The sequence below is a fragment of the Mesorhizobium sp. CNPSo 4689 genome (assembly GCF_057784325.1).
Genome location: NZ_JBWLUZ010000003.1, coordinates 31,997 through 45,108, shown reverse-complemented (window position 1 = coordinate 45,108; position 13,112 = coordinate 31,997). Strand labels below are relative to the sequence as shown.

Annotated in this window: 16 protein-coding genes; 7 read left to right on the top strand and 9 right to left on the bottom strand. The window is 63.6% G+C overall.

The window, feature by feature from the left end; translation table 11 throughout:
• Positions 1-8: 8 nt before the first annotated feature.
• From AC04SI_RS05205 to AC04SI_RS05195, 3 genes are read left to right on the top strand one after another with little or no spacing between them, the layout of a single operon-like run.
• Positions 9-677, top strand: a complete 669-nt coding sequence (locus AC04SI_RS05205; RefSeq protein WP_006202673.1) for a septation protein A — start codon at positions 9-11, stop codon at positions 675-677.
• A gap of 10 nt (positions 678-687) precedes the next feature.
• Positions 688-1,308, top strand: a complete 621-nt coding sequence (locus tag AC04SI_RS05200; RefSeq protein WP_404283356.1) for a pyridoxamine 5'-phosphate oxidase family protein — start codon at positions 688-690, stop codon at positions 1,306-1,308.
• A 40-nt stretch (positions 1,309-1,348) separates the two neighbouring features.
• Positions 1,349-1,882 carry an NADPH-dependent FMN reductase gene (locus tag AC04SI_RS05195; RefSeq protein ID WP_404283357.1) on the top strand — a complete coding sequence of 178 codons (534 nt, stop codon included), beginning with the start codon at positions 1,349-1,351 and terminating at the stop codon, positions 1,880-1,882.
• 12 nt (positions 1,883-1,894) lie between these two features.
• On the opposite strand, the gene AC04SI_RS05190 is transcribed toward AC04SI_RS05195, so the two are convergent.
• Positions 1,895-2,815 carry an SMP-30/gluconolactonase/LRE family protein gene (locus tag AC04SI_RS05190; protein WP_488473979.1) on the bottom strand — a complete coding sequence of 307 codons (921 nt, stop codon included), beginning with the start codon at positions 2,813-2,815 and terminating at the stop codon, positions 1,895-1,897.
• Between the two features lie 285 nt (positions 2,816-3,100).
• On the opposite strand from AC04SI_RS05190, the gene AC04SI_RS05185 reads away from it, so the two are divergent.
• Positions 3,101-3,268 (top strand): hypothetical protein, encoded by a 168-nt coding sequence (locus AC04SI_RS05185; RefSeq protein WP_006202677.1) that lies wholly within the window; start codon positions 3,101-3,103, stop codon positions 3,266-3,268.
• A gap of 153 nt (positions 3,269-3,421) precedes the next feature.
• Here the strand turns inward: AC04SI_RS05185 and AC04SI_RS05180 are convergent, their stop codons facing one another.
• From AC04SI_RS05180 to ccmA, 5 genes are all read right to left on the bottom strand, one after another.
• Positions 3,422-3,994 (bottom strand): DsbE family thiol:disulfide interchange protein, encoded by a 573-nt coding sequence (locus AC04SI_RS05180; RefSeq protein WP_404283435.1) that lies wholly within the window; start codon positions 3,992-3,994, stop codon positions 3,422-3,424.
• Positions 3,995-3,996: 2 nt separating this feature from the next.
• On the bottom strand, positions 3,997-4,191 hold the full coding sequence (gene ccmD, locus AC04SI_RS05175; RefSeq protein WP_404283360.1) for a heme exporter protein CcmD: 195 nt from the start codon (positions 4,189-4,191) through the stop codon (positions 3,997-3,999).
• Positions 4,188-4,316, bottom strand: a complete 129-nt coding sequence (locus tag AC04SI_RS05170) for a hypothetical protein (protein ID WP_404283361.1) — start codon at positions 4,314-4,316, stop codon at positions 4,188-4,190. Before AC04SI_RS05170 ends, ccmD begins: the two co-directional genes overlap by 4 nt.
• Positions 4,316-4,981, bottom strand: a complete 666-nt coding sequence (gene ccmB, locus AC04SI_RS05165; RefSeq protein ID WP_404283362.1) for a heme exporter protein CcmB — start codon at positions 4,979-4,981, stop codon at positions 4,316-4,318. Before ccmB ends, AC04SI_RS05170 begins: the two co-directional genes overlap by 1 nt.
• Before the next feature lie 223 nt (positions 4,982-5,204).
• Positions 5,205-5,813, bottom strand: a complete 609-nt coding sequence (ccmA, locus tag AC04SI_RS05160) for a heme ABC exporter ATP-binding protein CcmA (protein ID WP_404283364.1) — start codon at positions 5,811-5,813, stop codon at positions 5,205-5,207.
• 284 nt (positions 5,814-6,097) lie between these two features.
• Here ccmA and acnA point away from each other — a divergent pair, with 284 nt between their 5' ends.
• On the top strand, positions 6,098-8,788 hold the full coding sequence (gene acnA, locus AC04SI_RS05155) for an aconitate hydratase AcnA (protein WP_488473978.1): 2,691 nt from the start codon (positions 6,098-6,100) through the stop codon (positions 8,786-8,788).
• A 32-nt stretch (positions 8,789-8,820) separates the two neighbouring features.
• On the opposite strand, the gene AC04SI_RS05150 is transcribed toward acnA, so the two are convergent.
• Entirely contained in the window at positions 8,821-9,498 is a 678-nt protein-coding gene (locus AC04SI_RS05150; RefSeq protein ID WP_404283367.1) for a ceramidase domain-containing protein, read from the bottom strand.
• 184 nt (positions 9,499-9,682) lie between these two features.
• Here AC04SI_RS05150 and AC04SI_RS05145 point away from each other — a divergent pair, with 184 nt between their 5' ends.
• Positions 9,683-10,432: a DUF1223 domain-containing protein gene (locus AC04SI_RS05145; RefSeq protein ID WP_404283368.1), complete on the top strand. Its 750-nt coding sequence runs from the start codon at positions 9,683-9,685 to the stop codon at positions 10,430-10,432.
• Positions 10,433-11,091: 659 nt separating this feature from the next.
• Entirely contained in the window at positions 11,092-11,481 is a 390-nt protein-coding gene (locus tag AC04SI_RS05140) for a DUF2794 domain-containing protein (RefSeq protein ID WP_404283369.1), read from the top strand.
• On the opposite strand, the gene AC04SI_RS05135 is transcribed toward AC04SI_RS05140, so the two are convergent.
• Complete coding sequence (locus AC04SI_RS05135; RefSeq protein ID WP_488473977.1) at positions 11,478-12,053, bottom strand: GNAT family N-acetyltransferase; 576 nt, start codon at positions 12,051-12,053, stop codon at positions 11,478-11,480. The genes AC04SI_RS05140 and AC04SI_RS05135 overlap by 4 nt on opposite strands.
• Positions 12,054-12,160: 107 nt before the next feature.
• On the bottom strand, positions 12,161-12,934 hold the full coding sequence (locus tag AC04SI_RS05130; protein ID WP_192181748.1) for a Bax inhibitor-1/YccA family protein: 774 nt from the start codon (positions 12,932-12,934) through the stop codon (positions 12,161-12,163).
• Positions 12,935-13,112 lie beyond the last annotated feature (178 nt).

Sequence of the window (13,112 nt, the reverse complement as noted above, 5' to 3'; positions counted from 1 at the left end):
GGAAGCCTATGAACCCGCCCATCCTTGAACGCGACCCGTCCGATCCGCAGAAACAAAAGAAAGAAGCCGTCAACCCGGTGCTCAAGCTGGCGCTCGAGCTCGGCCCGCTGCTGGTGTTCTTCTTCGCCAATGCGCGCAGCGGATGGCTGGTGCAGAAATTTCCCGTGCTGGCCGAATTCGGCGGCCCGATCTTCGTCGCCACCGGCCTGTTCATGGCCGCGACCGCGATCGCGCTGATCGCCTCCTGGCTGCTCACCCGCACTCTGCCGATCATGCCGATGGTGTCGGGCGTCGTCGTCTTCATTTTCGGCGCGCTGACGCTCTATCTGCAGGACGACGTCTTCATCAAGATGAAGCCGACAATCGTCAACACTCTGTTCGGCGGCGTGCTGCTCGGCGGCCTGTTCTTCGGCCGGTCGCTGCTCGGCTACGTCTTCGATTCCGCCTTCAGCCTCGATGCCGAAGGCTGGAAGAAGCTCACCTTCCGCTGGGGGCTGTTTTTCCTGTTCCTGGCCCTCGTCAACGAAGTGGTGTGGCGGAATTTTTCGACCGACGCCTGGGTTACCTTCAAGGTCTGGGGTATCATGCCGATCACGCTGCTGTTCACCTTCAGCCAGATGCCGCTGATCCTGCGCCATTCGCTCGAGGACAAGACCGAAGAGAAGGCCGGCAAGTAGGGAGACCGGGATGGACTTCGTCACCACGCGCGACGAGCTGAGGACGATCTACAAGGCGCCCCGGCCGACCGACGGCTCCATCCGTAAGGAACAGAAGGTGCTCGACGGCCACTGCCGCTCCTTCATCGGCAAGAGCCCTTTCGTGCTGATCGGTTCCTCCGACGGCGCCGGCAATGCCGATGTGACGCCGAAGGGCGACAAACCGGGCTTTACCGCCGTGCTCGACGACAGGACCATCGCCATCCCCGACCGGCCCGGCAACAACCGGTTGGACACGCTGGAAAACATCATCCGCAATCCGTCCATCGGGCTGCTCTTCCTCATCCCCGGCATGAACGAGACGCTGCGCGTCAATGGCGATGCCCGCATCACCGTCGATGCCGGCTTGCGCGAACGCCTCGCGATCGACGGCAAGGCGCCGCAAAGCGTCGTCGTGGTGTCGGTCAGAGCCGCCTACATGCATTGCGCCAAGGCCTTCATGCGCTCCGATCTGTGGAAACCCGAGACCTGGTACGACCGCGCCACGCTGCCCACCCTCGGCCAGATCATGCGCGACCAGCTGGCGCTGGCCGACACCGCGGGGGATATCGACCGCGAGCTGGACGAGGATTACCGCAAGACCCTGTGGTAGCTTTTGAGAACGATTCTCCGTTCACCCGGCTCGCATCCCTTTGATCGAAATCCTCGCCATCTCCGGCAGCCTGCGCGCCGCCTCGACCAATTCGGCCCTCGTCGCGGCGCTGGCCGCGAACGCGCCTTCGGATTGCCGTGTCAGCCTCTATGACGGGCTTGGCCGGCTGCCGATCTTCAACCCCGACGACGAGGGCGAACGCACGCCGCCGGAGGCATCAAGGCTGATCGACGCCGTCACCCGCGCCGACGGCGTCATCGTCTCCTGCCCCGAATACGCCCATGGCGTGCCGGGCGGGCTGAAGAACGCGCTCGACTGGCTGGTGTCGCGCGATGCCGCCGTCGACAAGCCGGCGATGCTGGTGCACGCCTCGCCGCGCTCGCTGTTTGCCCGCGCTGCACTCGCCGACATCATGCGCATGATGTCGTTCGCGCTCTATGAAGATACCGCACTCGAGATCGTCCTGATCGGCAAGAAGCCGCCGGAGATGGACAAGATCCTGGCCGAGCCGGCAAGCCGGCTGGCCATGCGCGAGGCGGTTTCGGCCTTCGCCGGCTTCATCGGCGCCCGCTGAACGACATGAGGTTCAAAACGTCTTGGCGCCGTTGACCATCAGCCGGACCATGTAGAGCGAGCTCGTACCGGCGATGTAGAGGCAGTTGCGCTTGTTGCCGCCGAACACGCAATTGGCGGTGACTTCGGGCACTTTGACCTTGCCGATCAGCGTCCCGTCCGGATCGTAGCAATGGATACCGTCGGCCGCACTCGTCCAGATGCGCCCGTCCTCGTCGAGCCGGAAGCCGTCGAACATGCCGGAGGTGCAGTCGGCGAACACCTTGTCGCCGGAAACCTTCTTGCCGCCCTTGCCGACATTGAACACGCGCATATGAGCGGGGTTCTTCGCGCCATGCGTACGGCCGGTGTCGACGACATAGAGCTTGCTTTCGTCGAGCGAGAACGCCAGCCCATTGGGCCTGACCATGTCGGTGATCACGGCTTCGATCTCGCCGCTGCCGGGATCGACCCGGTAGACATGGCAGGCACCGATCTCGCTCTCGGCCTTGTCCCCCTCATAATCGGTGTCGATACCGTAGGTCGGATCGGTGAACCAGATCGAGCCGTCGGACTTCACCACCGCGTCGTTGGGCGAATTCAGCCGCTTGCCGCGCCATTTGTCGGCGATGGTGATGATGGAGCCGTCATGTTCGGTGCGGCTGACGCGGCGGCCCGAATGCTCGCAGGTCACCAGCCGGCCCTGCCGGTCGACAGTGTTGCCGTTGGAATTGGCGGAGGGCTGGCGGAAGACGCTGACATTGCCGTCGGTTTCGTCGTAGCGCAGCATGCGGTTGTTGGGGATGTCGGACCACACGACATAGCGGCCGGCGGCGAACCAGGCCGGGCCTTCCGCCCACTGGCAGCCGGTGAACAGCTTTTCCACTTGCGCGTTGGAGTTGAACAGCCGCGCGAAACGCGGATCGAGAACTTCATAATAGTCTGCGGCGGCCATGCTTTTCCTCCCGGCACTTGAGATCGGGCGCGATCAAGCCAGCCGGCGGCCGATCTGGCAAGATCGATGATGAGTGCTTCACCGCATCTTGAGGTCTCGTAGCAAGACCGGGGTGACGCCGCCTTGCGGGAATTGCGGGTAAGGGCCGGTTAACCGGCTATGCACTGGGCGCAATGGTGCATTGCAACATATTCTTTTTGCAACGCACCATTACTATGTCATGGTTCGTATCGATCAAGGGAGGAACAATTCGCCGCCAGAACGCGGCACGAAAGGAACCTTGCTATGATCATCGACAGCCTCATGACCCGCGCTCGCCAGAGCATTGCCAAGCGCAAGCACTACAACCGCCTCGTCGCCGAAATCGACAGCTTCACCGCCCGCGACCTGGCCGACATGCGCGCCGACCGCTCGGAAATGCTCTACCAGATCCACAAGCAGATCTACGGCTGAACTTTTAGTCGAAAGACTCGGTCCGGCACGTTGAGATTCAGGTCAGGCCGAGTCGAGAATGGTGGGTTCCGAGAACCGGAGCGGAGCGTACTTAAGTACGTGAGCACCGGAAGCGCAGGAAACCGCCGTTCGTAGGCCGGCATCACCTGAATATCAGCGTGCCGCCAGAGCTTTTTCGATCTGCGGCAACAGCAGCGTCTCAGCCGACTCGGCCGTCAGCGGACCGACATGCTTGTAGGCGATCTTGCCGTCCTTGCCGACGACGAAGGTTTCCGGCACGCCATAGACGCCCCAGTCGATCGCCGCGCGTCCGGCTTCGTCGACGCCGATCGCCTGGAACGGATTGCCGAGCTCGCCGAGAAAGCGGCGGGCATTTTCCGGTTCGTCCTTGTAGTTCAGCGCCGCCGTGACGAAGCGCTTGTCCTGCGACAGGGCCAGCAGCACCGGATGCTCCTCGCGGCACGGCGCGCACCATGACGCAAAGACATTGACCAGCGTCACCTTGCCGGCGAACTGTTTCGAATCGAGACCGGGCAGGTTGGTGCCTTCGAGCGCCGGCAGATTGGTTTGCGGCGCCGGCAGGCCGATCAGCGCCGACGGCACTTCCGAAACATCGCGGCCGGACAGAAGCTGCAACAGGAACAGCCCCGCCAGGCCGAGGAAGATCACCAGCGGCAACAGCACGATCAGGCGGCGACGGGCCGGCGCCGGCGTTTCGCTCTCCATGCTCATGACTTGGCGCCTTTTTCCCGGGCACCTTTGTCGCCGGCGCCCTTGGAGCGGCGGCGCACGCCGGCCGCCTCCAGTTCTGCCAGGTCGCGCTTGCGCCCGCGCTGGTCGATCAATATCCAGCCGATCAGCCCGGCCAGCACGATCGCCGTGATGGCATAGGCGGCAGTCACATAGAGCGCGTGCACGCTCACGCCAGCTGCTCCGCGCGGGCGTCCGACCCAACCATGTCGCCGTGTTCGATCATGCCTTCCCTTAGCCTTGCCGTTCCGGCTTCGCAATCGGCCGCCGCGCCGCAGCCGTCCACGGCCCAATGCATCAGTCGGTCCCGTGGCGCAGCGCCAGCGCTGCGGCCACCGGCCCCAGCACGGCAAGAAACAGGGTCAGCGCGGCGAGAATGAGGAAGGGCTGCAGGAACGGATCGGGGTCCGCCACCGCGCCATAGCTTGCCGAGACGCCGAAGATCAGCACCGGGATGGTCAGCGGCAGCACCAGCACCGAGATCAGCAACCCGCCGCGCGGCAGGGCCACCGCCACGGCGGCGCCCGCCGCTCCGATGAAAGTAATCGCCGGCGTGCCGACCAGAAGGGTCAGCGCGGTTGCGCCGATGCCGATCGGCGCCATATTCATGAACAGGCCGAGCAGGGGCGCGGCGACCACCAGCGGCAGCACGCTGCCAGCCCAGTGGGCCAGGCATTTCACCAACACCGTCAGCGCCAGCATGTGGCGGTCGTGGCCCAGCACCAGAAGATCGAGCGAGCCATCTTCGCGATCGGCCTGGAACAGCCGGTCGAGGCCGAGCAGGCAGGCGAGCAGGGCCGCGATCCACAGGATCGCCGGACCGATGCGGGCCAGCAGATTGAGGTCCGGCCCGACGCCGAAGGGAATCGTGGCGATGACGGCGAGGAAGAAGATCACGCCGGTCAGCGCCCCGCCGCCAGCACGGATGGAGAGGTGGATGTCGCGGAGGAAGAGCGACCACATTAGGATGCGGGCCCTTGATGGTGGCAACGCGAAATGTAGCGTTCCTTCGCGCCTCCCTCTGTCCTGCCGGACATCTCCCCCACTTGGGGGGAGATCGGCCGTCGTCCGGGCTTTCGCCAATCGCCAACGTTGCAAGGGTGCGCGGGGCGCTGAAGCCGCCAATCTCCCCCCTCGTGGGGGAGATGTCCGGCAGGACAGAGGGGGGCGTGACGGAGCGCCGACATCAAACGGTCTCCCCCATGACCAACGCCTTCGCCCCATCCAGCCCCAATGGCAAATGCGTTGCTGCTATGATGATCCCCCCTTGCCGACGGTGATCCGTCATCACCCCGCCAAACCGTGCCTCCGACGCCTTGTCCAACCCAGCCGTCGGCTCATCCAGCAGCCACAGCGGCCGCCTGCTCACCAGCAGCTTCGCGATCGAAGCCCGTCGCCTCTGCCCTGTCGAGAGATAGCCGAACGGCAAATGGCCGATCCCACCGAGCCCGACAGTCTCCAGCGCCTCTTCAACACTCAACAAACCTGCACCGGCAAAATCCCGCCAGAAGCGCAAATTCTCCGCCACGCTGAGCACCGTCTTCATCGCGTTCTGATGGCCGAGATAGTGGCAGGCCGAAGCAATCGACGGGAAATCCTCGCCACCGCCTTCGATCGACACGCGGCCTCCCGCCACCGGAAGCAGCCCGGCGATGACCCTGAGCAGCGTCGACTTGCCGGCGCCGTTTGGCCCGGTGACGACCAGCGCCTCGCCTTTTTCCAGGGCGAAGCCGATGCCGGAGAAGACCGTCTCGCCGCCGCGTTCGCCGCCCAGATTTTCGGCGATCAGCCGCATTCGTTCCCCTTCGCCGAAAGTCCAAGCGCCGCTTCGGTGCGCCGCAGCGAAAATGGCGATTCCGTGTCTAGAACTATTCCAGGAAATTCTCTATATCCGGGTCATCCGTGCCAGCGGTCGGCACGGGAACAGAATTAGCGCCGAACCAGCGCACGCGCCGCCTTGAACGGCTCGGGTTGGCTGGGAACGGACAGCGGAAATGGCCGTACCCGCACCTTTGCGCGTGATTGCATGCCATCGGCGTCCGTTCCCTTTCAGGCTGAACAGACAAGGACGGATCGCACGTGTCAAAATCCCTCGATAGTTTCAACTGCCGCCGCACCCTGACTGTGGGTGGCGCGGACTATGTCTATTTCGACCTCATCGAGGCCGAAAAGAACGGCCTTACCGGCATCGCCCAGCTGCCCTATTCGATGAAAGTGCTGCTGGAGAACCTTTTGCGCAATGAGGACGGGCGCTCCGTCACCAAGGAAAGCATCCAGGCTGTCGCCGGCTGGCTGACCGACAAGGGTACCGCAGGCGTCGAGATCGCCTATCGCCCGGCCCGCGTCCTGATGCAGGATTTCACCGGCGTTCCGGCGGTGGTAGACCTTGCCGCCATGCGCGACGCCATGGCCTCGCTTGGCGGTGACCCGCAGAAGATCAACCCACTGGTGCCGGTCGATCTCGTCATCGACCATTCCGTCATCGTCGACGAATTCGGCACGCCGATGGCTTTCGCCCGCAATGTCGAGCTCGAATACGAGCGCAACGAAGAACGCTACAAATTCCTGAAATGGGGCCAGCAGGCGTTCCGCAATTTCCGCGTCGTGCCGCCCGGCACCGGCATCTGCCACCAGGTCAATCTCGAATATCTCGGCCAGGTCGTCTGGACCAACGCCGAGGACGGCGAAACCACGGCCTATCCCGACACCTGCGTCGGCACCGATTCGCACACCACCATGATCAACGGTCTTGGCGTGCTCGGCTGGGGCGTCGGCGGTATCGAAGCCGAGGCCGCAATGCTCGGCCAGCCGGTTTCCATGCTGTTGCCGGAAGTCATCGGCTTCCGTCTCACCGGCAGGCTCAAGGAAGGCGTCACCGCCACCGACCTCGTGCTCACCGTCACCCAGATGCTGCGCAAGAAGGGCGTCGTCGGCAAGTTCGTCGAGTTCTTCGGCCCCGGCCTGTCCAACATGACGCTGGCCGACCGCGCCACCATCGGCAACATGGCGCCGGAATATGGCGCCACCTGCGGCTTCTTCCCGGTCGACTCTGAAACCATCCGCTACCTGACCATGTCCGGCCGCGAGGAAAACCGCATAGCGCTGGTCGAGGCCTATTCCAAGGCGCAAGGCCTGTGGCGTGACACCGGATCGGCCGACCCGGTCTTCACCGACCTGCTCGAACTCGAGCTCGGCGACGTCGTGCCGTCGATGGCCGGTCCCAAGCGTCCGGAAGGCCGCGTCGCGCTCGAAGGCATCCCGGCCGGCTTCGCCAAGGCGATGGAGACCGAATACAAGAAGGCCGCCGATATCTCCAAGCGCTATGCCGTCGAAGGCACTTCCCATGATCTCGGCCATGGCGACGTCGTCATCGCCGCCATCACCTCCTGCACCAACACCTCCAATCCGAGCGTGCTGATCGGCGCCGGCCTGCTCGCCCGCAACGCCAACCGGCTTGGCCTCAAGCAGAAGCCGTGGGTGAAAACCTCGCTGGCGCCGGGCAGCCAGGTGGTTGCCGAATATCTGGAGAAATCCGGCCTGCAGAAGGAGCTCGACCAGATCGGCTTCAACCTGGTCGGCTTCGGCTGCACCACCTGCATCGGCAATTCCGGCCCGCTGCCGGCGCCGATTTCCAAGACCATCAACGATAAGGGCCTGATTGCTGCCGCAGTCCTGTCCGGCAACCGCAATTTCGAAGGCCGCGTCTCGCCCGACGTGCAGGCGAACTATCTGGCGTCGCCGCCGCTGGTTGTCGCCCATGCGCTGGCCGGCACCGTGACCAAGGACTTGACCACCGAGCCGCTCGGCGAGGACAAGAACGGCGAGCCGGTCTATCTCAAGGACATCTGGCCGAGCTCGGCCGAGATCCAGGAGTTCATCGAGAAGAACGTCACGCGCGAGCTGTTCGCCCGCAAATATGCCGACGTCTTCAAGGGCGACGAGTACTGGCAGAAGGTCAAGGCGCCGGAGGGCCAGACCTATGCCTGGGACGACAACTCGACCTATGTGCAGAACCCGCCCTATTTCGCCGGCATGACGTCGGGCTTCGGCAAGATCGGCGACATCAAGGGCGCGCGCGTGCTTGGCCTGTTCGGCGACAAGATCACCACCGACCACATTTCGCCGGCAGGCTCCATCAAGGCCGCTTCGCCGGCGGGAAAATACCTGACCGACCATGGCGTCGGCGTTGCCGACTTCAACCAGTACGGCACGCGCCGCGGCAACCATGAGGTGATGATGCGCGGCACCTTCGCCAACATCCGCATCCGCAACCACATGCTGGGCGAGAACGGCCGCGAGGGCGGCTACACGATCCACTACCCGTCGAAGGAAGAGACGTCGATCTACGACGCCGCGATGGAGTACAAGAAGGACGGCGTGCCGCTGGTCATCTTCGCCGGCGTCGAATACGGCAACGGTTCGTCGCGCGACTGGGCCGCCAAGGGTACCAATCTCTTGGGTGTCCGCGCGGTCATCGCCCAGTCCTTCGAGCGCATCCACCGCTCGAACCTGGTCGGCATGGGCGTCATCCCCTTCGTCTTCGAGGATGGCACGTCATGGGCCTCGCTCAACTTGAAGGGCGATGAGCTGGTCGAGATCGACGGGCTGAGCGCCATCAAACCGCGCCAGAAGATGGCCGCCAAGGTCACTTACGGCGACGGCACGGTGAAGAACGTGCCGATCATCTGCCGCATCGATACGCTGGACGAGCTCGACTACTTCAAGAACGGCGGCATCCTGCAATACGTGCTGCGCGATCTCGCGGCATAGGAAGGGAATAAGGCAGTAGGGAATAGAACCCCCTACTGCCTGCTGCCTACTTTCGGCTCTCCATACCGCGCCGCCGCGGCCAGAAGCACGCCGAGCATCAGGCCGTTCAGGATGTGCCACAGGAAATGCGTGCCGAGCGGGAAGCTGCCGCAGACCAGCGGATCGGCCATACGGCAGATGACCGAGACGACGAAGATCGCCAAGGCCGCCAGATTATAGCGGCCGGCGCCGCTGCCGCTCAACGCTGTCCATGTGCCGAGGAAGGCAAGCGCCAGGAAGGGCGCCAGATAGCCGGTCGTGCCGTTCGAGGCCTGCCGCAGCCAGTCCGGCACCGCCCATGTCAGCAGCCCGGCGATGGCGTAGAAGGCGACGAAGATGGCGATCGCCTTGCCCCATTCCATGCCGAGGAGGCGACGCAGCGTGAACAACGTGTAGGCGAGCGTGAAACCGGCGATCGGCAGCACGTCGGCCCAGATCGTGGCTCGGATGGCGAAGGTATGGAACAGCATCGAGCCGATGCCGATCGCCACCACCCACCAGGCCAGCACTTCGGCGAAAGTGCCGGTGCCATGCCGGCGCACCTCACGCACACCCCACAGACCGGCGGCAAGAAACGCAAGATTTGTCAGAGCATTGACCGGTTCGGCCCAAAGTTCCGGGCCTGTCCGTTCACAATAAAGATCGACCGGCGTCAGGAGAGTTTGCCACATGCTGAAGCCGCCGCCACCAATCGAACCGCACCGCAAAGTGCAGACGCCTCTCCTATTGCGGGCTTGCCTTCAGTTGCAACCACAAAATTTCACCGCAACGTGACTTCCCGTTGACTGTCGCTTCTGCCACATATTTTAGCAATCACGACAAAGCCGGCGTCACCGGCGGGAAATTGGAACGGCCATGGCATTTCAGGGATCATTGCGGCTTGCGGCACTAGCGCTGGCCCTGTCGGCGTTGGCCGGCAACGGGCTTGCGGAGGAAACGGACAAGCCGCTCGGCGTGGTCGAGCTTTTCACCAGCCAGGGCTGCAACTCCTGTCCGCCGGCCGACGCGTTCTTCGCCGAGCTCGCCGCCAAGGAAAACATCATCGCGCTGGCCTATCATGTCGACTACTGGGACTATCTCGGCTGGCAGGACACGCTGAGCCGCAAGGAGAACACCGAGCGGCAGTATGACTATATGCGCGCCTTCGGCAGCCGATCGGTCTACACGCCGCAAGCCGTCATCAACGGCCGCAGCCATGTCAACGGCGCCAGCCGCAAGGAAGTCGACGGCACACTTGCCCGCCTGCAGAAGACCGGCGAAGGCATGCGGGTCGGCATCAAGGTCAGCCGCACCAGCGACCGCGTCATGATCGACACCGGCGACGCCGGCAGCGGCCCGACCGATGCCCATGTCGTCATCGTCTATTTCAATGCGCCGCAGACGATCAAGATCGGCGAGGGTGAGAACAGCGGTCGCAGCATGACCTACTGGAACGCCGTCTCCGGCATCCAGACCGCCGGCATGTGGCACGGCAAGGCGCAACGCTACGAATTGCCGATGACCGAGATCTCCAAGAAAGGCGGCTGCGCGGTGCTGCTGCAGTCGGTCGGCAAGGACGGCACCCCCGGGCCGATCCTGGGCGCGGCCTTCATCCGCAAGCCGTAACTGGACCGTCGGCGCCGCCTCTCATCCACCTGCCGGCTTCTCCCCGTATAGTGACGGGGAGAAGGGGACTGGCCGCAACGTTGGCGCCCATTCTGCAGCGTCGATGATCGGCGAAACCGTCAATGACAGCGTCTTTCTCCCCGTCACTAACGGGGAGAAATGCCCGGCAGGGCAATGAGGGGCAGCCCTGACCGACGCACGAAATAGAGCAGTTCGAGCGCCTCATGTTGGGCGCCATTTTACCGCGCGCGCTTTTGGCGTCGATCCATCGTTCCAACTAGCCAATAAAAAACCGGCGTCAGCTTGCTTCTGACGCCGGTCATTTAGGTTTTGGGATCGTCGCACCCGATTCTTCCGAGGGAAAAACCGAGGTTGGTTCGATCCGACGCAGACCCGTGGGCGGGGGGCTTGGGGTTTACGAGCCGGTGCCGGACCGAACCGTCTCAGGCAACGCCGGTAAACTCGTCGGAGATTGGGGCATCAGCGCGGATAAAATAAGGCAGGAATGTGGCGAAGCATCACCAATTCCAACAGGCGTTTGACAAACGTGACTGGACGTGACGGAAACGGCTTAGCCCCGGCTTGCTTAGCCGGGCCTTGCAATTCGGCAGCGAACACGCCAACTTCTGCAAGCGAAGCTTCATTCGAAGGATCGAGGCATGACCGATCGCGGCGGCAGTGGGACGGAGGATGGGGACGCATCCGCAATATTGATCCCGCTGCAAGAGGCAAGACGCGAACGCCTCGACCAGCCGGTGCGCTTCGACCGGCGCGAACTGGACCAGATCCTGAGACTTTACGGGCGCATGGTTGCCGCCAATGAATGGCGCGACTACGCCATCGATCACCTCTCCGACCGCGCCGTCTTTTCCGTCTTCCGCCGCGCCAGCGAAGTGCCGCTGTTTCAGATCGTCAAGGACCCGAAGCTGGCGCGCCGCCAGGGCGCCTTTGCAGTCATCGCCGCAGGCGGCCGCATCCTCAAGCGCGGCCAGGAGCTCGGCCGCGTGCTTGGCGTCTTCGACAGCGAGCTGAGGGTCGTCGAAGCTTAACTATTTGATTTTTCCCGGAATTTCCGCTCCGGCAGCGAGGCCGGATCGGGCGGGAGCTGCGCTCCGCCATTCATCGACAGCTGCATGAACACCGTGTCCAGCCAGCGTCCGTGCTTGTAGCCGGAGCCTTCCAGGCGGCCCGAATGGCGAAAGCCGAGCTTCTCATGCAGCCGCACCGAGGCGCTGTCGGCATGGCCGTCGCCGATGACCGCGATGATCTGGCGAAAGCCCGCCGCCCTTGCCGCCTCGATCAGCCCCTGCATCAGAAGCCGCCCGACGCCCTGGCCCTTGGCCTCCGGAGCGACATAGACCGAATCCTCGACGACGAAGCGATAGGCCGGGCGCGGCCGGAACGGCCCGGCATAGGCATAGCCGAGCACGGCGCCGTGTTTTTCCGCCACCAGAAAGGGAAAGCCGCCCGCCATCAGCGTGTCGAATCGGTTGCCCATTTCGGCGCGGCTGGGCGGCTCAAGCTCGTAGCTCGCGGTGCCGTGTGTCACCGCGTCGGCGTAGATTTCCGTGATTCGATCGAGGTCGGCCGAACTGGCGGCCCGTATGGTGATGCTGCTCATAATTTATGCATGCCATTTGCCTGCCTGAGATAACAGCAAAGGCCGGCACAAAAGAAAAGGGCGGCCGTTGGGCCGCCCTCCGGGAACTCGATGGTCCAACTGCGAAATCAGCGGCGGTCGCCCATGAACTGCAGCAGGAACATGAACAGGTTGATGAAGTCGAGATAGAGCGTCAGCGCGCCCATGATCGCCTTGCGACCGGCGACATCGGTGGCGTCGCCCTCGAAATACATCTCCTTGATCTTCTGCGTGTCATAGGCGGTCAGGCCCGAGAAGATCAGCACGCCGATCGCCGAAACGGCGAAGGACAGAGCCGACGACTGCAGGAAGATGTTGATCACCATCGCAATGATCAGGCCGAACAGGCCCATGATCAGGAACGACCCGATCGCGGTCAGGTCGCGCTTGGTCGTGTAACCGTAGAGCGACAGCGCGCCGAAAGCGGCAGCGGTGGCGAAGAAGGTCTGCGAGATGCTGGCCGTCGTGTAGACAAGGAAGATCGACGACAGCGACAGGCCGACGAGGCCGGCATAGACCCAGAACGTCGTCTGCGCGGCCGACACGCTCATCGACTGGACACGGAACGACAGGAACAATACCGCGGCCAGCGGGGCCAGCATGACGACCCAGCGCAGCGGCGACCCGAAGATCGCGTAGCCGAAGGAGGTCAGCATCTCGCCGCTCGGCAGCGTTGCAACCGCCGAGGCCGGATCGGTGGTGGTGGCCAGCATGATCGTGCCGACAGCGGCAAGGCCCGTGATGAGCAAGCCAAGCCCCATCAGATTGTAGACTTTGATCATATAGGCGCGCAGGCCCTGATCGATATCGACGGCGGCGCCGGGTACGGCGCGCGTCTGGTAATTGCGAATGGGATCAGCCATTGGAATCCTCTTTTGCTTCTGCCCCGTCCGGTCCGGTGTCGGGCTCGATCGAGCCCAGGCGCCGCTGGCGGGGCTCCAGCATGCCTGCGGCGGAATATGATGGTTCTTGGCGACAAGAACAAGACCGTAACCGAGCGTAATGCTTCGTGAAGCAGCCAAATTGCGGTTTGTCAGCCGT